At 71.8% G+C, this 19,987-nt stretch carries 15 protein-coding genes and 3 pseudogenes; 12 read left to right on the forward strand and 6 right to left on the reverse strand.

Annotation, left to right across the window (positions count from 1 at the left end):
* Positions 1-195 precede the first annotated feature (195 nt).
* Positions 196-4,059 (reverse strand): nSTAND1 domain-containing NTPase, encoded by a 3,864-nt coding sequence (locus ABT354_RS13220; protein WP_351492799.1) that lies wholly within the window; start codon positions 4,057-4,059, stop codon positions 196-198.
* Between the two features lie 450 nt (positions 4,060-4,509).
* On the opposite strand from ABT354_RS13220, the pseudogene ABT354_RS13225 reads away from it, so the two are divergent.
* Positions 4,510-5,033: pseudogene (locus ABT354_RS13225) on the forward strand (transposase).
* 496 nt (positions 5,034-5,529) lie between these two features.
* Here the strand turns inward: ABT354_RS13225 and ABT354_RS13230 are convergent.
* The gene (locus tag ABT354_RS13230; protein WP_351492801.1) at positions 5,530-6,114 is read right to left on the reverse strand and encodes a TetR/AcrR family transcriptional regulator; all 585 of its coding nucleotides are present in this window, start codon (positions 6,112-6,114) and stop codon (positions 5,530-5,532) included.
* Positions 6,115-6,134: 20 nt separating this feature from the next.
* Between ABT354_RS13230 and ABT354_RS13235 the strand changes: the two genes are divergently transcribed.
* The 4 genes from ABT354_RS13235 to ABT354_RS13245 all read left to right on the forward strand — a co-directional run bounded on the left by ABT354_RS13235 (position 6,135) and on the right by ABT354_RS13245 (position 9,449).
* Positions 6,135-6,833: a nitroreductase/quinone reductase family protein gene (locus ABT354_RS13235; protein WP_502983404.1), complete on the forward strand. Its 699-nt coding sequence runs from the start codon at positions 6,135-6,137 to the stop codon at positions 6,831-6,833.
* Positions 6,834-6,987: 154 nt separating this feature from the next.
* Complete coding sequence (locus ABT354_RS38050) at positions 6,988-7,359, forward strand: DUF8825 domain-containing protein (protein ID WP_502983408.1); 372 nt, start codon at positions 6,988-6,990, stop codon at positions 7,357-7,359.
* Between the two features lie 223 nt (positions 7,360-7,582).
* Positions 7,583-8,347, forward strand: coding sequence for a hypothetical protein (locus ABT354_RS13240; RefSeq protein WP_351492803.1), 765 nt, complete (start codon positions 7,583-7,585; stop codon positions 8,345-8,347).
* Between the two features lie 598 nt (positions 8,348-8,945).
* Positions 8,946-9,449, forward strand: a complete 504-nt coding sequence (locus ABT354_RS13245) for a hypothetical protein (RefSeq protein WP_351492806.1) — start codon at positions 8,946-8,948, stop codon at positions 9,447-9,449.
* 200 nt (positions 9,450-9,649) lie between these two features.
* Here ABT354_RS13245 and ABT354_RS38055 read toward each other — a convergent pair.
* Positions 9,650-9,730 (reverse strand): annotated as a pseudogene (locus ABT354_RS38055) (Lsr2 family DNA-binding protein); the annotation flags it as partial.
* Positions 9,731-9,879: 149 nt separating this feature from the next.
* On the opposite strand from ABT354_RS38055, the gene ABT354_RS13250 reads away from it, so the two are divergent.
* The 6 genes from ABT354_RS13250 to ABT354_RS13275 all read left to right on the forward strand — a co-directional run bounded on the left by ABT354_RS13250 (position 9,880) and on the right by ABT354_RS13275 (position 16,200).
* On the forward strand, positions 9,880-10,815 hold the full coding sequence (locus tag ABT354_RS13250) for a nitrilase-related carbon-nitrogen hydrolase (protein WP_351492809.1): 936 nt from the start codon (positions 9,880-9,882) through the stop codon (positions 10,813-10,815).
* 565 nt (positions 10,816-11,380) lie between these two features.
* Entirely contained in the window at positions 11,381-12,175 is a 795-nt protein-coding gene (locus ABT354_RS13255) for a hypothetical protein (protein ID WP_351492812.1), read from the forward strand.
* Between the two features lie 682 nt (positions 12,176-12,857).
* Positions 12,858-13,271, forward strand: coding sequence for a hypothetical protein (locus ABT354_RS13260; RefSeq protein ID WP_351492814.1), 414 nt, complete (start codon positions 12,858-12,860; stop codon positions 13,269-13,271).
* A gap of 102 nt (positions 13,272-13,373) precedes the next feature.
* Complete coding sequence (locus tag ABT354_RS13265) at positions 13,374-13,754, forward strand: sugar nucleotide-binding protein (protein WP_502983405.1); 381 nt, start codon at positions 13,374-13,376, stop codon at positions 13,752-13,754.
* 516 nt (positions 13,755-14,270) lie between these two features.
* Positions 14,271-15,425 carry a Gfo/Idh/MocA family oxidoreductase gene (locus tag ABT354_RS13270; RefSeq protein WP_351492817.1) on the forward strand — a complete coding sequence of 385 codons (1,155 nt, stop codon included), beginning with the start codon at positions 14,271-14,273 and terminating at the stop codon, positions 15,423-15,425.
* Between the two features lie 52 nt (positions 15,426-15,477).
* Positions 15,478-16,200 carry a cupin domain-containing protein gene (locus ABT354_RS13275; RefSeq protein ID WP_351492819.1) on the forward strand — a complete coding sequence of 241 codons (723 nt, stop codon included), beginning with the start codon at positions 15,478-15,480 and terminating at the stop codon, positions 16,198-16,200.
* Here ABT354_RS13275 and ABT354_RS13280 read toward each other — a convergent pair.
* The 3 genes and pseudogenes from ABT354_RS13280 to ABT354_RS13290 form a co-directional block, all read right to left on the reverse strand.
* Positions 16,118-17,071, reverse strand: a complete 954-nt coding sequence (locus ABT354_RS13280; protein WP_351492821.1) for a GMC family oxidoreductase — start codon at positions 17,069-17,071, stop codon at positions 16,118-16,120. The two genes, ABT354_RS13275 and ABT354_RS13280, sit on opposite strands and share 83 nt — an antisense overlap.
* A 169-nt stretch (positions 17,072-17,240) precedes the next feature.
* A pseudogene (locus ABT354_RS13285) lies at positions 17,241-17,345 on the reverse strand (NAD(P)-binding protein); the annotation flags it as partial.
* A gap of 332 nt (positions 17,346-17,677) precedes the next feature.
* A complete protein-coding gene (locus tag ABT354_RS13290; protein ID WP_351492823.1) occupies positions 17,678-18,067 on the reverse strand; it encodes a hypothetical protein in 390 nt (129 codons plus the stop codon).
* Between the two features lie 561 nt (positions 18,068-18,628).
* Here ABT354_RS13290 and ABT354_RS13295 point away from each other — a divergent pair.
* Positions 18,629-19,588, forward strand: coding sequence for an ankyrin repeat domain-containing protein (locus tag ABT354_RS13295; RefSeq protein WP_351492825.1), 960 nt, complete (start codon positions 18,629-18,631; stop codon positions 19,586-19,588).
* The last annotated feature ends 399 nt before the right edge of the window (positions 19,589-19,987 follow it).

Here is a 19,987-nt window from a genome sequence, read left to right on the forward strand (position 1 = left end):
TGCCTTCCTCACACGCGCCGGTGCCTCACCGAATCACCATGCCGATGCGTGAACCGTAGCCGCAGCCCTCGTAAGGCCGCTCCAGCGGCGCACCGAGCCCTTGGGCCGGATCCGGGACGGCGGCTTGGGCGGGTGGGGTCGGGCCGTCGTGGCGCAGGTCGCCGGTGCCGGTGCCGGCAGAGTGCGCGTTCCGGCTCAGGGGCACGTGGGGGTGGAGTCGTGGCCGGGCAGGTACTGTGCGCGTTCGTCGGCGGTGAGGTTCCGCTGGAAGGCCCGGCAGATCTTGTGCAGGGCGTCGGCCGGCTTGGTCATGGCGATCCTGCGCAGCCTCACCTTCTTGTCGTCGCTGCCCATGGCGAGAGTCCGGCCGTCGGGGCTGAAGGCCACGGAGAAGACCTCGTCGGTGTGGGGCGGGAGGGTGGTCCGGACGGTGCGGGTGGCCACATCCCAGAGCTGGATCTCCCAGTCCGCGCCGGCCGTCGCGAGGGTACGGCCGTCCGGGCTGAAGACGACATCCCCGTTACCGCCGGGAAGGGTGGCCTCGATGTCCCCCGTCGTCGCGTCCCAGAGCCGCACCTTGTCGTCGAGGCTCGCGCTCGCGAGGGTCCGGCCGTCCGGGCTGAACGTGACGTCCATGACCGTCTCGGAGTGGGCGCTGAGGACGGCCCGGATCCTTCCGGTGCTCACGTTCCAGAGTCTGACCTTCCGGTCGTCGCCCCCGGTGGCGAGGGTGCGGCCGTCCGGGCTGAAGGCGACGGCCATCATGGACTGGGCGCCGCTCTTCGGGAGGGTCCGGGCTCTGCCCGTGTCCGCGGCCCACAGCCGGACCGTTCCGTCATCGCCCGCGCTCGCGAGGGTCCGGCCGTCCGGACTGAACGCGATCTTCATCACCGGCTGGGTGTGGCCGGTGAGGGTCGCACGTACCTTCCCCGTGCCCACGTCCCACAACCGCACCCGCCGGTCGTTCCCGCCCGTGGCGAGGGTGCGGCCGTCCGGACTGAATGCCACGGTGTGGGTGCCGTCCGGGTCTCCGGTGAGCGCTGCCCGGGCTCCGCCCGTGCCGGTGTCCCACAGCCGTACGGTCCTGTCGCCGCCGACGCTCGCGAGAGTGCCGCCGTCCGGACTGAACGCCACGGCCGAGACGGGCTTCCCATGGCCGGTGAGGGTCATGTCGCCACGGCCCGTTCTCGCCTGCCACCAGCGCACCGTTCCCTCGGATCCGACGCTCATCAGCGTTCGGCCGTTCCGGCTGAACTTCATGGTGTGCACCATGCCCGTGTGACCGGTGAGGACCACGAGGGATCGGCCCGACGGGAGGTCCGACAGCTGGATCCTCCCGTCGAAACCCGCCATCGCCACGGTCCGGCCATCAGGACTGAACTCCACCTTCGCCACCCCGTCCCGGTGACCGGCCAGTTCGACACGGAGCCTCCCCGTACGCACATTCCACAACCGCACCTTCCCTTCACCAGGGGCAGCGGTCGCGAAGAGCCGTCCGTCCGGGCTGAATCCATGTGCCCTCGCCCCTTCGCTCCTGCCGACGGGAAGCACGAGGGTTCGGTCCGACGCGATGTCCGTCAGCCGGACGCTCCCGTCGAAACCCGCCACCGCCACGGTCCGGCCATCAGGACTGAACTCCACCTTCGCCACCCCGTCCCGGTGACCGGCCAGTTCGACGCCGAGCCTCCCCGTACGCACATCCCACAACCGCACCTTCCCTTCACCAGGGGCAGCGGTCGCGAAGAACCGTCCGTCCGGGGTGAACGCTTCACCCGACCCTCCGGAACGCTCCTCATCGCGGGTGGTGAGGTCGGCGCGGAGCTTTCCCGTACCCGCGTCCCACAATCGCACCGTGCCGCCCAGGTCGCCCGTGGCCAGAGTCCGGCCGTCCGGGCTGAAGAGCAGCAATCGTGTCAGTTCGCGGTGGTCGGTGCGGATCGTGCGAACTCTGTTCGATTCGACATCCCTCAGACGCAACGTCCCATGGCGACTGAGACTCGCGAGGGTCCGGCCATCCGGGCTGAGCCCGGCCATGGTCCCCGCGTCGTTCCCGACGACCCTGCGGTTCCTGCCCGACGCTGTGTCCCACAGCAGCGTTCCACCGGTCGCGTCAACGGTTACCAGGCGCCGTCCGTCCCGGCTGAACGTGGCCTCCCACACCTCCCTGGAATGGCCGGTGGAGCTTCTGATCAGAGGGCGGTCAGCGGCCTTGTTCAGGCTGACGATCGCCTCGGTCGTGGGGCTGGTCCGGTAGGCGTGGACCGCCAGCAGCGAGGCGAGGTCGGGATCCTTGGGGAACAGCGCCGCCGAATGTGCGGCGGCCTGCCGGGACTCGGCCGTCCGCTGTGCGGTGAGGGCCCGCTGTTCCGCGGTACGGGCGTTCTGTCTCTGCCACAGGGCGATCCCGGCGGTGAGCAGCGCCAGGACGAGCACGCAGGCGAGGACCGAGTTGAGGAGCCGGGCGCGGCGGATGGTGGTCAGGCGGTGGTTCCGGCTGGCGGTGAGGAAGGTGTGCTCGAGGGCGGTGAGGTCGGAGGGGTGATCGGTGGTGGGGAAGGCCTCCCGGGCTTCGGCCAGGCGGATGCCGCGGTAGAGGGCTCCGGTGTCCTGGCCGAGGTCCTGCCAGTTCTGGGCGTCGCGGGTGAGTCTGCGGTGGACGCGCAGGCGGTGGCGGTCGTCCTGGATCCAGGTGGCCAGGCGGGGCCAGGCGGTGATGAGGGCTTCATGGGCCAGATCGGCGGTGTCGCCGTCGAGGGTGACAAGGCGGGCGCGGGTGAGGTTTTCGAGGACCTTCGCGGTCTCGTCGGGGGTGTCGGCTTCGAGTTCGGCGCGGGGGGTGGGGCGGCGGGTGTCGGGAGTGCCCTGACCCGGGGTGATGAGGCGGAGCAGAAGACGACGGGCGTGGGCCGCCTGGGTGGGGGTGAGCCGGCCGTAGGTGTGCTCCGCGGTGTCGGCGACGGCTCCGTGGATCCCGCCGATGCTCTCGTACGCGGCGAGGGTGAGGGTCCGGCCGCGGCGCCGGCGCCAGACCTCCAGGAGGGCGTGGGACATCAGGGGGAGGCCGCCGGGTTCAACGGCTGTCTCCGCGACGATCCTCGCGGTGAGTTCGCGCTCCACGATGAGTCCGGCGGCGCGGGCGGGGCCGACGACGGCCTGGCGCAGTTCGGCCGGGGTCATCGGGCCCAGGGCGAGATGCGCGGTGCGCAGGACCTCGACCAGGCCGGGGTGCTCGGTGCAGTGCGCGTAGAAGTCGGCCCGCACGGCGATCACGACCCGCAGACCGCTGTCCGGGGTACGGGCGGCGAGCAGCAGTTCGAGAAAGCGGGCCCGCTCGGTCTGCTCCTGGCAGAGGGTGAAGAGTTCCTCGAACTGGTCCACCACCAGGACCGTGTCCTTCCGGGCACGGTCCCCGTCCGTTACTTCGGGGGTCTCCCCTCGGTCGCCTCCGGCAGCCTCCGGCGGCTGCGGGAAGGCGGTGAGGACCGGTGTGTGGGTGGCGGCGGGGCGCGCGCCGGGGGTCAGCACCCGGATCCCCGCACACCTCACCGGTGCGTTCGACGGGTGGCGGAGGGCGGGGATCAGGCCGGCCCGCAGGAGTGATGACTTGCCGCTGCCGGAGGCCCCGGCGACGATCACCACCCGGTGGCCTCGGACCAGCTCGATCAGTCGGGTGAGCAGGTGGTCGCGGCCGAAGAAGAGTTCACGGTCGCCCGGCTCATAGCGCGCGAGCCCTCGGTACGGGGGGTCCGTGCCGTCGTCGTCCCGGACCGCGGACCCCGTGGTCTGTTCCTCCAGGGCGTGGGCCGTCTCGTGCCACCGTGCCTCCCACTCCTCCGGATCACCTCCGCAGAGCGTGACATAGGCGAGGGTCACCGGGAGGGACGGCAGCTCGTCCCCCCGCGCCGCCGCGGCGAGCGTGCTCACCGAGTAGCCCGCCCGCGCGGCCATGGCCCGGTACGTCGGACCTCCTGCCGATGCCCGCAACTCCCGCAGCCCGTGGGCGAGCCGCTCCAGCGGGCCCGCCTCCGGATCCAGCGGCCGTTCCCGACGCCCCGCCATCCCGTCCCACCCCGTTTCCATCGGACCGCGCATCTCGCCGGGCGCGGTGTCCGGCACATCCGCCCATCGAACCGGCCCCGGCATTGTGCGACCAGCACGAAATCAGCTGTCCGCACAATCACCGGGGGTGTGGAATCAGGGACAGACCCCAGCGCCGGGGAGGGATCCCGGGCGCCGGGGCCGGGGGCGGCCGCGCCACGACCGGACGGTGTCCGCCCCCGGGGAGAGCGCCGGCGTCGACGCGGTACGGGGGTACGCGTCGGCGCCGGATCCCGCCACCGGGCACCGGGCCGGGCGGTACGGGCACCGGGCCGGGCGTACGGGTGCGGCGGAGCCACGGCAGGGGCGAGCCCAGGTCACGCGCGGGCCCTCCGCGTCGCGGGGCCGAGCGTCCGGGGCGCGGATGCGCTTAGGACGTTTCCCTTGGATCATCTGATCCTTGGTCGATGTGTGTCGTTGACTGATGCCCAGTGGGCGAGGATCGAGTCGTTGCTGCCGGACCGGACACCTCGGAGGGGTGGACGGTGGCGTGACCACCGGCAGATGATCGACGCGATCGCGTTCAGATACCGCACCGGCACACCGTGGACGGCCCTGCCTGAGCACGGCGGCCCGGGGAAGGGTGCCCACAACCGGCCGCGGAAATGGGCTGCCGACGGCACCTGCGAGAAGGCCTTCACCACCCCTGCTCGCCCAGGCACCGACGCCGAAGGCGATCTCGACTGGATCGTCGCGGCCGACTCCACGATCGTCCGCGCCCACCAGCACGCCGCCGGGCCCGTCAAAAGCGAGGCCGATCCAGCGGCCGCCCGCCGGCTTTCGACCGCGAGGCTTACAAGCAGCGCAGTACCGTCGAGCGGTGCAGCAACAAGCTCCAGCAGTGGCGCGGCCCGGCCACCCGCTACGACAGGACCGCCACCGTCTACCTCGCCGGACTCCACGTCGCCGCCATTTTCATCTGGTCAGCCGGGTGATTCGAGGGAACCGACCCAGTCCCGGCCGAACCGACCTAGTCCTGGACGAACCGACCTCCGCCCTCGACAGCCGTGCCGAGGCCGCCCTGATGACCCGCAGGCTCACCCGAGGGAGAACCCAGCCAAGAGGGCGAGGAAGATGCTGCAAGCGACGCGGAACTCTTCTTGTCGGGGCCAGCTCTGGCGAGTGCAGGAGTGACCAGAGGTACTGGCAGCATTGGCCTTGGCCACGGCCTTGGTGACCTGTCCTGATGCGCGCCGCCCTTCTTGAAACTGAGGCGCCATGGCAGCTCGTGTGATCACCCGCAACCCGCCGACCCTCTGCCGGAGAAACGGCTCAGGAGCGAATGTGCCGGTAGACCGGCCGTGAGGGTTCCATCCGACGCTCGGCGGGAGATTCCCAACGGGCACTGACACGCCCCCTGGGGGGCGCCCGGCCCCCTGCCCCGCGCTGTGACCGTCCGTGTCGTCCAGGTTGGGCCGGAAGCGGATGCGGTCAGTGACTGCCCGGCAGGAGCCGCTCCAGGTAGAGGTCCAGGGTTTTGGCCGCGATCACCGGGGGCAGCGCGGTGGGGGCGGTGACCGCGTCGAACATGAGGCCGTCGACCAGGGCGAGCAGCAGCCGGGCGTCCCGGGCCGGGTGGAGGACGGGGTGACCGGAGGGTGGGGCGGGGAGGGAGGCGAGTGTCTGCCGCAGCTCTTCGTGGATGGCCGCCAGGGTCGCGTTCTGGATGGCGGCCAGCGTGGGCGAGGTGGTGGCGCGGGCCGCGAAGGCGAGATAGACGCGGCATTCCGCGAGGCGCCGCGCATCCAGCGGCAGCAGCTGCCGCAGGGCGGCGGCCAGCGTCTGCCGGGGCCCTGCGACGGGCTCCAGGCCGGAGACACGGGCGCGCGTGCGGTCCACCACCTGCCGGAAGGCAAAAGCGAGCATCTCGTCCTTGGTCGAGAAGTAGTACTGCACCGCTCCGATGGACACCCCCGCGGCGGAGGCGACCTCCCGCACACTGACCCGGTCGAGCCCGCGATCGGCGGCGATACGCAGCAGGGCATCGACGAGCTCCACCTGACGCAATTCACTCATAACGACTACAATACGACTGTATGGGACGTAATCGATTCCATCCGCAGAGAGCATTCGGACTGCTCACCGCCACCGCGATCGCGGTCGGCCTGGTATGGATCTGGTGGCTCATCGACCCCACCGCACCGCGTGGCGCCGTACTGCCCGCCGTCCTCACCGCCGTCCTCGCGGCCAATATCGCTCTGACGCTGGCCAGCGCGCGGTTCAAGCGCGCCCTGGTCACCCCGGTACAGCGATACCTCATCAACCCGCCCATCCGCCTGCTGCTGCGCATCGGGCTGATGCCGCTGGGCTACGCCCTGCTGGAAACCCGCGGACGCGTCAGCGGCCGGCGCCGCACGACCCCCGTCGGCAACGGGCGGCGGGGAGACACCTTCTGGGTCATCGCCGAGCACGGCCGACGAGCCGGATACGTACGCAACATCCAGAAGAATCCGCAAGTCCGCGTCAGACTCCGCCAGGGCTGGCACTTCGTCTGGAGAAACGGCACAGCCCACCTGCTCGCCGACGACGACCCCTACGCACGGCAACGACAACTCGGCCGCTTCCACCCCCTGCGCGCCCTCAACGCCGTCGTCGTACGCGTCATGGGAACCACCGAAATGATGACCGTCCGCATCGACCTGCACGACATCTCCCAGCGCGATGCAGGGAGCCCGAACGCACCGGCAGACCGGGCATACGAGACCGCGGCGGCTCGGCACGCACCTGTCGCATGAACCCACCTGGCGGCCCCGGCTGTTGAGCGCCGCGAGCATCCCCGCCCGGGGTGCGGCGATCCGCGCCCTTCCGCACCCCCAAGCGACGCCGCCCCGTACATCGAAGCCTCCGAGCCACGCCCGTGAGCACCCGAGCATGACCCTGTGCGAGTGGATGCCCGTGGCCCGGGTCCGGCACCGCCACCAGCACCCCGCGGGCGGTCACCGACTCCCGGTACCGGCCCCACTCCTTGACCTCGTCCTCTCCCCACAGGTTCCTCCAGCGCCGCCAGTTGCTCCTCCCCCCTGCCGCAGCCGGTCCGCCCATGCAGCGCACCGAACAGCACGTTCACCTTCGACACTCGCGCCAGGATCGCCGCGAGCAGCGCATCCCCCCGGCTGCACCGACCACCAGAAGACCGAGACGGCGCGGCTGCGCGCGCAGCTGGTGAAGCTGTCGGCCATGGTCTCGACACATCCGTACCGGCAGACCCTGAAGCGGGGCGCGGCGGTGGTGGAGGCGCGCATGGCGCTCAAGCGCGCGTAGAGACAGGCGGCGGCTGGGTTTCGGGGCGGAGGCCGTCCCGGGGCCGCCCAGCCTGTCGTTCGGCTACGGGGGTGCGGGGCCGTGTTCGCAGCCGACGAGAATGCGCGCCAGGTTTTTCTCCATGGTGATTCGCGGGTGTACAACCTTGTGCGGATGCCGTCTGTCTGTAAGCGCGTTGGAGGAATGAGCCTTCGGTGCCTTTCGTGCAGAGATCGGGGATCAGGTGGGGAAGCAGGTCTGGAGAGTCGTCGTGGCCGGTGGTGCGGCGGCGGTGTTCACGGCTGTGGCCGCGGTGCCGGCAGGGGCGGCCGAGGGCGGGGTCTCGTTCAGCCGTGTCCAGGTGAACGGCGGCAAGCCGATCGTGATCGGGGCGTCGAAGGAGGTCGCGGTGCCCGCCTCCTTCCGGATGGCGACCACTCACCAGTGGAAGTTTCCGGCGGTGTTCCTGTACCGCGATGGAACGCGGGATCAGCTGTGGCACGCCATCGAGACGAGCGACTGCATCGCGGCGGGCCGGGACGTCTGCGATTTCAACGAGACGATGTTCTTCGACCCGAGCGTGTGGAGCATGCGCAACAGTGAGGCCGGGGCCTGGAAGGTCGCGGCCGAGGTGCACTTCACGGGCGGCGGCGGTGACACCGACGCCAAGGGTCTGACGGTCTACGTCAAGCGCGACTCCCGCCTGACCGTCAACGCCTCGCCCGAACCGGTGTCCGAGGGCAGGACCATCACCGTGACCGGCAAGGTCACACGGGCCAACTGGGAGACAAGGAAGTACGGCTCCTACGGAGGCCGCACGGTGAGCCTTCAGTTCAAGCCTGCCGGTGCCGCCTCGTACACCACAGTGAAGAAGGTGCAGGCGAACGGCTCGGGTGGTCTCAGGACGACGGTGAAGGCCTCCAAGACGGGTACGTGGCGCTGGGTGTACCACGGCAATTCCACCACCGGGCCGTCGACGTCGGCCGGGGACAGCGTCGTGGTGAGGTGATGCCCGACGTGCCGGCGGGCCGCTGGGGGCCGAACCGGCGGTATCGGCTGCGACGGTCAGGGTGTCGGGTCCGCCGTGATCATGGCGGACCCGACACCCCGCGTCCTGGCGAGCGGTCGTGCACGGGCCTCAGCACAACGCGAGCCAGAGCACGGGCCATGAGGCGACCGGTCACCGCTCTGGCGGGCAGGGCCGGATCTCGATGAGGCGACGACGACCACGGTCTTCAACGCCGTCCCCGTCGTACAGGATCGGACGTGCTCGACGTCGTGGGTGCACTGGCGGAGCTCGGGGCCGGCCGGTTCACTGCCGGGGATGAGGTCGCCGAGGTGGGGTCGACGGAGAGCCCGGCCGCGAGACCCTCTCCTCGCTGCTCTCCCGCAACCACTACGAGATCAACTCGTTCAGCATGGTCAACACCGGCCGGAACCCGTGCAAGTGCCCGGGACGTCTCCTCTCCGTACGGATGCAGTCCATCGTCCTCGAAGAGCTCCACGGCCACTGCACCGTCTTAACTCGGCGTATCCTTGCTGGGATTCTGAACTCCGGCTGGTGGCCAGGGGTGCCTGCCGTGCAAGTCCGGACCGGAGGGGGCAAGATGGCCGGCAGTGGCAACGCGGAGGCGAGCGGTCCGCGGTACGCCGATGAGCTGACGACCGCCATGGTGTGGGAGATCGGCGACTGGCTGCTCCCCCGGCTCGAACGGGCGGCAGCCGCCCACCCGCCAGGCGGCGAGGAGAGCATCACCGCCTCCGCACTTGGGGAAGCGGTGGCCACCCTGGTCCTCACCCTGGAACGGGCCATCACCGGTGGAACGCCCGGCCGTGCCCGTGCCCCCATCGGTGTACCGCCGCTCCCGCCGCTTCCGGAGCCCAGCGAGGAGGAACGCCGGGTACGGGCACAGGAGCGGCTGGAGCGCCGCCGGGAGGACTGGAACACCCTCTGCCTTCTCGCCGGCCACTGGCGCTCCGCACCCGGCTACCAGGGCTCCCGCTGGAGCGAGATCCGCTTCCGCGACGCCGAGCAGGAGTGCTGGTACAACCAGCAACTGGCCCACCGGCATGTGGAGACCCGGATCATCCGACCCTCGGAAGAGGACTGACACCGCCGCGAGCCCCGGGCAGGACGGCCTCTCCCGGCCAGGGCGGCAACCGGAAGGGAAGCCCCGGGGCGCTGACCATGACGGCGACACCTCCCCTTGAGGGCAGGCCGCTGGGGATTGGTCTGATCAGGCGGACCCCGGCCCTGCACCGGGCGGGCCGTGCCAGGTGGGCGGCTGTCCTTGTCCTGGGCGGCCTGTTCGTACGCCCGCGGGATGCAGGCCGGAACGCGGCCCCGGTTGTTCACCAGATAGCCGTTCTCCCGCGCCCGGAGGCGCAGCACCTCCCACTCGGGCCGAGCGCCTTCCCGTCACCGGCGGGCCGGTGCCGACACCGATGCCGGACAGGGTGTGCGTCGGTCCTGCTCCGGAGTTAGCGTGGGTCGCGGGCCAGGGGCCCCGGGCCGTTTCCGGTGCGAGAGAGTTGGACGCGATGCCTGTGCCACTGCGGGTGAAGGCCCGGCTCTCCCGCCGCGAACCGCCGGGTGCGGGTGCGGGCCTGAGGGTCGCCCTCTATCAGGGTGAGGGTCCGGTGGGCACCCTGGCCGCGGTGGCGGCCAATCTGACGCGGATGGGCGAGGTCGTGGCAGCGGCCGCCCGGTACTGCAGTCAGCTGTGCGTCTTCCCCGAGAAGTTCAACACCGGCTACGCCCTCGGGCTCGCCGAGTGCCGCGAACTCGCCGAGCCCGCCGACGGCCGGAGCGTCACAGCCGCCTGTACGGCCGCGCGGGCCCATGGCACGGCGGTGGTACTGCCCTACCCCGAGCGGGCCGACGGCCGGTTCTTCGACAGCATCGCCGTCATCGACCGTACGGGGACACTGGTGGCGAACTACCGCAAGAGCCATCTGTACGGGGCGGCAGAGCGCCGCAACTACTCCTTCGGTGAGGATCTCCCGCCCGTCGTCGGGCTCAACGGCATGCCGGTGGGGGTCCTCAACTGCTACGAGTGCGAGTTTCCGCCGCTCTACCAGTACCTGGCCGAGGCCGGGGCCGCGATCGTGGTCGGACCCACCTCCGCCGACCACCACTTCCCCCTCGCCGGCGGCGGGGTCACCCAGGTCCCCTACCAGGACGCGACACGGCACATCATCCCCGCCATGGCCTCCATCTGGCGCCTGTTCGTCGCCTACGCCAACCGGCGCGGATGGGAACACACACCCGCCGGATCCTGGCAGTACCAGGGCAACACCGGCCTGTGGGCCCCCAACGGCGACAGCGTCATCACCGCCACCGGCGACGACCAGGCCCACGACACCCTCCTCATCGCCGACTGCGACCCGGCCGCACATCCCCCGTTCAGCCCAGAGGGCAACCACCTCCACGACAACCGCCTCCGAGTCGCCAAAGCCCTCGGCCCAGCCACCTGAGACCCGCCCGCACGGGGCGGAGGCGGAGCCGGACCGTCAGAACCGGATCCCCCTGCCTGAGGGGCTGATGGGGGCCAATGCCCCGGTTTCACTCCTTCGGGGTGAATCGCCGCTACGGACGCGGGCATGACAGGAACGTGGGCACCGCCCGCGCCCGCCATACCCACCGGGCACCCCCGCACAGGCTCCCGGCGCCACCGGGCAGGTGTCCCCCCGGGCTGTCGCGGTGGGACTGCCGGGAATCTGCGCGTCACCGCGCCGCCCGCCCTGCCCGCAGCCGGCCGCAGGAGCCGAAGGAGCCTTGCCCATGCCGCGACCCTCTATCCGTGTCACCGCCGCAGGAGCGCTTCTGGGGGTGATGACAGCCACTCTGGCCGTCATCGCCCCGGCCGCGCACGCGGCCTCCGCTTGCACGGTGAACAACGCACCTGTCACGAACATCGCGATCTCCGGTGGCCCCGGCGACGACGTCATCTGATGCGAGTCGGGGATTGCCGCCGACACCACCGTCAACGGCGATGGGGGCAACGACACGATCACTGTCTTTGGGAGCGTCGCAGGGTCCGTGAACGGCGGGCCGGGCAAAGACACCATCACCATCGGGGGAACCGTTGCCGGATCCGCGTACGGCAGGGCCGGAGCGGACGACATTCGCGTGAGCGCGACCATTCGTTTTCCCCTGGTGATGGGACAGACCGCGGTCACCGGGACCGTCCGGGGCGGGGCACCGCTCCTGGGTGCTGTTCTCGACGGGAACGACACCATCACCATCAATGGTGGTGATGCCATGGCCGTTGGCGGTGACGCCGTCACTGGAACGGTCATCGGCGACGCCGGGGACGATCGGATCACCTTGGCCGGAGGGGGCATTGAGGAGAACACCGGTGCCGCCGGGCACGGCGTCGATCAGGGCGGCAGTGTCCAGGGCGGCGCCGGTCAGGAAGAGATCAAGGTCTACGGCGGAAAGGACGACAGCGTGGGTTCGACCCCGCAGACCGCGGTGGGGACCGGCGAAGTCCGTGGAGGAGGCACACTCGGTGGCCTTCTCTACGAAAGCGACAACATCATCATCGAGTCCGGCGACGCATTCGGCGACATCAGCGGTGACGGTGACGACGACTGCATTCGGGTGCCCATCAACAGTGGCCGGGTTCTCGGCGGTGCGGGCGGAGACACTCTCCGGTTTCTCGAAACTCCGGAACCGCCAACGGAGGTGCGGGCAACGACAGGATCGATGTGGACGGCACGAACAGTGGGACCGTCGACGGCGCGGCGGGCTCGGACAGGTGCACGGTCCGCGCGGGCAACCCGCCGCAGAACTGCGAGCAGTGACCCCACGGCCGCGTCCGCCGTGCGGTGATTCCGGTCATCCGGCGCGGACAGGGCCCGTGCCCGGGAACCCCGCGACATTCCGGACGGATCTGTTCCGCAAGGATGACTACCTCGTACTTCCCTCCGGTGTCGCATTCAGCACCCCGTTGAGTGACCAGTTCACAGGCAATGCGCTGCGCTTGGAGGGCTGGCCGGGCATCCGGTGGTGACTCCCCTCGACGCCGCCTACACCCGCCACCGTGCCGCCGACGCCGCCTGGCGGCTCCGCCCGCACGCCGCCGCCGAGGGCCACTGCTGCGAGGGCCTCCCGCCACCCCCGCTACGCCCAGACCTGGCCGAAGGCCGGCTTGGTGCCGGGCCTGTCCGTCGTGGACGCCGCCTGCGCGATCGGCCGGCCCGGCACAGCCGCTCTCCTGACCGCCGGCTTCGCCGCCCACCAGAGGACCGGAGCCCGCCTCATGAGCCCTGCCCGTGCCGTGTGCTGACCGGGATCGACCTGCCGCTGGAGCCGTCGTGCGGCTCCACCATCTGGTGCGCCGACGTCTACCGTCGCCTCACCCCCCACCACCAGCGCACCACCTTCCTCGCCCTCCCCACCCCCGCAGGACGCGCCCGTATGGGCGCCGTTCGAGGACATCCGGCTGCTCGACGCGACCAAGCGGCCGTACGGGCCCGGCTTCGACGCCTACGTCCGGGACCTCACCGCCGAGGTGTCCCGGCTCCTGGGCCGGGAGCCCTTCGACGCCGTCCACGTCCAGCACCTCGGCTTCGGGCTCGCCCTCGCCCACGTCCGCTCGGCGGAGCGGACGCTGCGGCTGCTGCACGCCGGGCGCCTGGACGCGAACAAGTCCACGGTCACCGCGATCGACGCCCTGGCCCACATCACCACCCACCACACCCTCACCATCGGCAGCGGGCCGGAACTGCCCGCCCTCACCGCCCGCACCCGAGCTCGGCCTCGTCGCCGTCGAAGCCCAGGCCCACGGCCTGCCCGGCCTTCCCGGCCTCCTCCACGGCGGCGCCCTCCCCTACCCGCCGGGCGACCCGGCCGGCCTCGCCACCCGCATGACGAACTCTCCGACGACCCCGCCCTGCGACAGGTGCTCGCGGGGGCGCCGCGATGAGCACGACACCCCTGCACGCGAGCCGGCTGTGGCCCCCGGCACGGCCCCGCACCGCCGACCTCACCGCTCCCACCCCGGAGCTGCTGGAGGCCCTCGGCCATCTTGACCGCGAGGCGCTCCGCCCACGAACACCTCGTCCACCAGCTCGCCGCCGGCACTCGTGGCGGCGCCCTGTTCACCGACGACATCCGCTGCCCCGTCCACGTCACCGACCTCGCCGCCGCCCTCCTCGAACTCGCCGTCGGCGACCTGACCGGCATCCGCCGTCTCGCGGGCCCCGACGCCCTCAGCCGCCACGAACTCGGCGTCCTCATCGCCCGGCGCGACGGCCTTGACCCCACCCGTCTGCCCACAGCACTCCGGGCCCGCAGCAACATCCCCGGCGCCCTCGACGTACGCCGCGACAGCCAGGCCACCCAGCGGAACCTGCAAGCCACCACCCTGCGCGGCGCCCGGCAGTTCCTGCGCGATCCCATCACCTGAAGCGGGTGGATGCCGGTCTTTGTCCACCACTTGGGGCGCACGGGCCGGGTTGGTGCGCCGTCCCGTCCACCGTGTCCAGCACCTCGACCGGGGTCCTGGCCTCTGCCGGGCAGGAAAGTCCTGTTCCTCCCAGCGCCAGCGGACGTGCTGGAGCAGGACCGGGCCGTCGTGGAGGACGACGATGTCATCGTTCGTGTTACGGGTGATGAAGAGGCCGGAACCGTCCGGCATCGTCAGGTAAGGGGCCTCGGTGCCGACGCCGAGAACTTTCGGGTCCCCGGTCACCGTGCGGAGGTTGAGCTGGGCCGGACGGGGGAGGACGAGGTGTCGGTGCGGCCGGGGCACCCGGTCCGGGTCTACAAGGGAGTCGGGAGCTCGGGAGCAGCGGTTCGTGGAGCATGTGGAGAGGTACTGCGGGATGCGCGGGCGGTGGCAGGCGGAGGCATCCGGATGCGGAGGAGCGGCGGCGGACCGGCCCGCGCCCGGTCACCGGGCCGCCGGGGACCCAGGCCCCGTATGACGCCGGCGCCGCGGACCTGCGCCCTGATCGGTTTCGGCGTGGCGGCGCGGATCCACGGCCGGATCCTGCGCGGACTCGGGGTACGGGTCGTCGCCGTCCTGGAGGCCTCTCCCGACCGCCGGGCCGCGGCCCGTGCGCGCGGTCTGCGTCCTGTCACCGCCTACGCCGAGGCACACGCGCTCGACCCGGACTTCTGGGATGTCTGCACACCGACCCGGTGCCATGTGGAGGTGCTGGAGCGGATCCACGCCGTCGCGCCGCGGGCCGACATCGTGGTGGAGAAACCCGTATGCGCACCGTCCGACGCGGCCCGGCTGCGCCGGCTCCTGCTGCGGCACCGGGGCAGGATCGTCGTCAACGAGAACTACGCCTCTTCCGCCGTCACCGCCACGGTGAGGGAGCGGGTCGCCGCTCTCGGTCTGCGGCACACGAGGACCGTGGTGGAGATGACGAAGCACCGCGGCGCGGACGTCCGGGCGGGGCGGCAGATCGACCGGGAGCTGGGGGCCTTCGGCTACGAGGGTCCGCACCTGGTGACGGTCGCTCAGGGGATCGGGCCGTGGCGCCCCCGGGGGATCGCCGACGTCTCCATGAGTCCCCTGTGCGAATGCGGGGATGCGTGCGGGTGCGCCTGCACGGGCGCGTGTGCGGGCGGATGCGGGGAGGGGGACGGTGCACGGGTCCTGCGGGGGCAGGGCGGTGCCTCTGTCCGTTACAGAACCGAATCCGGTCCCGTCATCGAGCTGTACACCTCGATGACGGGAAGGATCGGCTGTCCCGTGCCCCCCTGCGCCCCGCCCCGCCCGGTCATCCCCATGGACGATCCGCTGACTCGCTACCGCGTCGTCCGGGTGGACGGAACAGCCACGGACGGTGCGCTCTGGCAGGTGGCGGGGTTCTACGAGCCGGTGACCGGCATCGAGCGCCCGGTCGGCGCCGTCGCCGTCCACCGGAACGGCGCCCTGGTCCGTCCGCTGTGTCTCATCGAGGACGACACCATGACCCGGCACCTCCGGCGCGCTCTGGACCACTTCGCCGGCCACGGCCCGAACCCCTGTCCGCCCGAGCGGGCCCTCGACACCCTGGAACTCCTCCACCGGTGGGCGCGGGAGGCCATACACGGGATCCGGACACGGGACACCGCCGGATAGACCGGACACCGGATGGATTGAGCGGCTGGATACACCACACAGTGAAAGGCCCATGATGACCGTGACCACCGGCCTGCCCGCGGGCATCGGCCTCTCCGAAGTGCGCGTCTACCGCACCGCCGCCCCCGACGGCCAGTGCGGCGGCACCCCGCACACCCACCTGGCCTGCGCCGAGCTGTACTTTCCCCTGCGGGGCCGGGGCGCCGTCGAGTTCCTCACCATGGACGGCTACACGCGTACCACCCTGGAACCCGGCGGTCCGGTGCAGTTCACCCCCGGCACACTGCACCGGCTCATCAACGGCGCCGAACCGCTGGAACTCCTGGTCGTCATGGAGAACGGCCGCCTTGTCGAGGAGGGGGACGCCGTCTTCACCTTCCCCGACGAGGACCTCGCCGACCCCGAGGTCTACGCCGAGCTGGCGGCCGTCCCCGACCCGTCGGCCGTCGAACGGCGACGCGACCGGGCCGTCATCGGCTTCCGGCGGCTGGTCGACACCTGGCTGGGTGATCCGGCAGCGGGGCGCCGCGCTCTGGAGCGCTTCCACCGCCGCGCCGTCGAACTGGCCGCACCGCGGGCCGGGGCCTGGCCGGCCCACCTCGACGCGGGCCCCCGGACGGCCCTGGACCGGCTGGCGGACCGTACCGAAGCCGTCAGCGCGGGTGACCCGTCCCATCTCGCCCTGGGCCGGGTCACCCGGCTGCCCCACCTGGACGAGACCGCGCTGGCCGCCCGGTCCTGCGGCCGGCTGTGGCCCTACGCCGTGACGTCGTGACGTCGTGACGCTGTGACCGGATCAGGTCGGCGGCCTTCTCTCCGATCATGATGGCGGCGGCGTTGGTGTTCCCCCGGACCAGGGTGGGCATCACTGAGGCGTCGGCCACCCGCAGTCCGCTGACGCCGTGGACGCGCAACTCCCGGTCGACGAACGTTCCCAGCGCGCAGGTCCCCACCGGGTGGTAGAGCGTGTTCGCCTCGCGACGGGCGAAGGTCAGGAGATCGCCGTCGCCGTCCGAGTCGGGCACGAGGTGGTCGGCGCGCCGGTGCACGCGCAGGGCGGGCCGGTACGCGATGCGGAGGACGGCGCGCAGGGCCCGCAGGGCGGTCTCGCGGTCCTCGGGGATGGCGAGGTAGTTGTGGAGCACCCGGGGCTTGGCCCCGGGCTGCGCGGACCGCAGGGAGACCTTGCCCCGACTGGTCGTGCCGAGGAGCGCCGCGCCGTTGACGAGGGCGGGCGTGGTGGTACCGGGGCCCTGCGGAAGCACCATCGGCATGGCGTGGAACTGGATGTCCGGTGCGTCCAGTCCCTCTCTCGTACGGGCGAATCCGCCGACCCCGCCGACGTCGGAGGTGTGCAGTCCGCGTCCCCGGGGGGCGAGCGGTCCCGCGGCGCCCGGCAGCGGACCGGTGCCGGTGCCGGTGAGATGGATGACGGAGAGGTGCAGATGGTCCTGGAGGCTCTCCCCCACCGGGAGATCAGCGCGCGGCTCGATGCCGTGCGCGGCCGGCTCGTCGGCGATCCCGATGCCCGAGAGCATCAGCAGTTGCGGTGAGTTGTACACGCCGGCGCAGAGCACCACTTCCCGCTCGCAGTACAGGGCCTCCTGCGCCGCCGTGACCCGGGCGGCTCCGAGGGGGCCGTTCACCCGTCCCTCGTTCACCGTGAGGGGTCCGGCCGCGCGGAAGGGCGCAGCTGCGGCCGTTCAGCTGCGGCTCGGGCTCGGTGGCGTAGCCCCAGTCGTACTCCGTGCCGAAGGGTTTCCCGAACCCGGTCGGGAAGTGGATCTCCGGCGCGTCGTCGACGGGTCCCGCCTCGGTCAGCAGGACCCGTACGCCCGGGTCGTCGCTCAGTCTCGCGGCGAGCGCGCATCCGGCGGAACCGGCCCCGACCACGATGTGGTCGTATGCTTCCCGGCGCATGATGTGCCCTTTCGGTCAGCAGATCACACCATTGTCCGCCGCGCCGGCCGGACCTGTCCGCGTCGGTCATCGTGACCGCCGGCCACAACCCGCCCGGCTGCACCGGAAATCCAGGTCCGCGACCACCGGTGTCCGGGCGTCGTCCGGTCGCAGCCCGGTGAGGGTGCGGGCGTCGGCCCGGACGACCTCCGCCGCCACCCGCACCCCCGGATCAAGGTGCCCGCCCCGTACGCCGCAGCGGTCGGCGGGGCGCTCGTACGGGCGGCGGCGGACGTCAGCGCGGGGCGGTCGGGCGAGGACTGCCGGCCCCTGGTTACCGAGGCGGCTGGCGGTCAGGCGTCCGGGTCGGCTTCGGGATGCGTGAACCGCACGGGCCTGCCCAGCGACCGGGCGTAGGCGATCTCGGCTCGGGTGCTGTCCCCGATGTAGCCGCCGACGACGAGCACCTCGTCGGCGAGCCGGATCTTCGCCCGGTGCAGATCGTCGAGTCGAACCTTCAGCGTCTCGGCCTCGGCGGGATCGGACCGGAGTTCGTGCGGCGACTTCATGTCACAGCCCGGTTTGACGACGATCCTCCCGGCTTTGGTCTCCCGTAGATCGGCCTCGTTCATCTCCGCCATGAAGCGGGTGGAGCCGCAGATCGCGACGATACGCGGGAGGCCCGACAGCCTCTTCGCGTCGGCGAGCCTCTCCTCGGGGGTGAGCAGTCGCGGGTACGACACCGGTTCCTCCTGGTGGTGCGGTCCAAGGGGCGCCTGCGGAGACGAGAACGAGGAGTCCCGAGATCATTGTGTGGCGGACACCGTGGGAACCCTCGCGGCAGCACCCTATGCGACGACCGGCGGCATCCTGAAGGAGCGCCCCGGCCTGGCGCCGTGGCACCCACCGGTCGGCGCTACAGCCCCGCCTGAGCGCAACCGAACCGGCCAACCTCGCCACGAGCCGGCCGGCCGTGGGGATCGACATCACCGGCACGCTCGACCTCCTGCCCGGCGAAACGGCCACCTCTCCCGAGTCCGCTGCCGCCCGCGTCGCCCGCCGCGGCGGTCTCAAGGCCGATGACGCCGGCGGCGAACCGCCGAGTGCCACCGTCCGCGCGTTGCCCCCGGGGCCCCCGCTGCAGCGGCGCGGGGCGGCCCCGGTTCCGGGCCGGGAGCTCACGCCCGCGGGTGTGTTCGCCGGTGAGGGCTTGTGTCAGTGGGCTCTGGGACGGTGGCCCCGTGGCCGGACTCAACAGGCCGTCCGGCGTTCGGTGTTCGGTGTTCGGTGAGGAAGGGGTTCAGGTGGCTGAGCGGGGTGCGGGCTGGGAGTGCGGTGAGTGGAGGGGATGGCGGGACCTGGACGGGCTGCGCCGGTGTCTGGCGCGGGGGGCCGATCCCGAGGACTGGCACGGGGAACGGCCGCTGCATGTGGCGGCGGTGCTCGGTTCACCGGAGGTGGTGGCGGAGCTGGCCGGGCACGTCGCCAATGTGGACGCGCTGTGGGAGGGGACCACGGCGCTGTGGGAGGCAGTGGTGGACCGGCGGTGGGACAACGCCCGGGCCCTGGTGGCGGCGGGGGCCGATCCCTGGGCGCCCGTGGCGGGCGGCTGGTCGCCGGGCCGGCTGAGCCTGGCCCTGCCGGGGGGCCGGTTCTTCACCCGGCCCGCCGACGAGAGGGGCCTCAGTCCGGCCGAGCGCGCCGTCGCGGAGGAGAGCGGGCGGCTCGTCGCCGTGCTGGAGGACCTGCACATCGACGGTACCGGTCTGGCGTGCGTGGCGGGCATCGACGCCGCCGAGGCCGTACGGCGTCTGGATGCCGTGCCGGTGCGGGGGCGGGCACTCGCGGAGCTGGAGGGGGCGGACGAGTACGACATCGACACCAGCATGAGGATCGTCGGGGTCACCACGGTGCCGGGCGGCTGTGTCGTGACCCAGCCCTGGGGTTACACACCACAGAGTGACGCGGTCCTGGCCCGTCTGGCCGCCGGGACCCGCTGCTACGGCCTCTACGCCAACCCCAAGAGCGGCAACCAGGGCTGCATCGCCCGCGACGGAACCATCCGTGCCGGGGACCTCCATCCCGGCGGCGGACCCGATCCCTGCGGCAGTCCCGAGGAGATCTTCCTGGCCTTCCTCTACGCGGATCACGCCGCGGCCCACGCCTGCGCCTGGGCGGGCCTCGGGCTCACCGAGGCCCGCGCGGTCACCGGACCGCCCGATATCTGGGTCGAGCTGCCCGACCGCGGCGACGGGGACGACTGAACCATCCGGGGCACGAGCCGGCATGCCGGTCACCGCCCACAGGGCCGCCGGCAGCAGGAAACCCCGGCTCCCGCTCGCGGCCCGGGGACGCGTCGGCCGTGACGGTGCGCCGGAACCGGGTCCCGGAGACGACGGCAGATCAGGCCGGGCTCACGTGCGCTGTGATGGTGTCGGGTGTGGATCGCGGACCGGGGGCCACGGGATACCGGTCCCCCGGGGAATGCCCGGGTTGAGCACCAGGGTTCCGTAGCCGCGCGCCTCGATCCTCCCTCGACCTCATCCCGTGACCCGTAAGGAAACACGGGTCCGCCGGGGGATCCAGCGAACGCCGTACCGCGCCCTCGCACACGCTGTGGCACCGGACTTCGCCGCCCCCGTGCGACCCGGCCCCGCCACGCC

It is taken from the genome of Streptomyces sp. NPDC000594, from assembly GCF_040299965.1.
Taxonomy (GTDB): Bacteria; Actinomycetota; Actinomycetes; order Streptomycetales; family Streptomycetaceae; genus Streptomyces.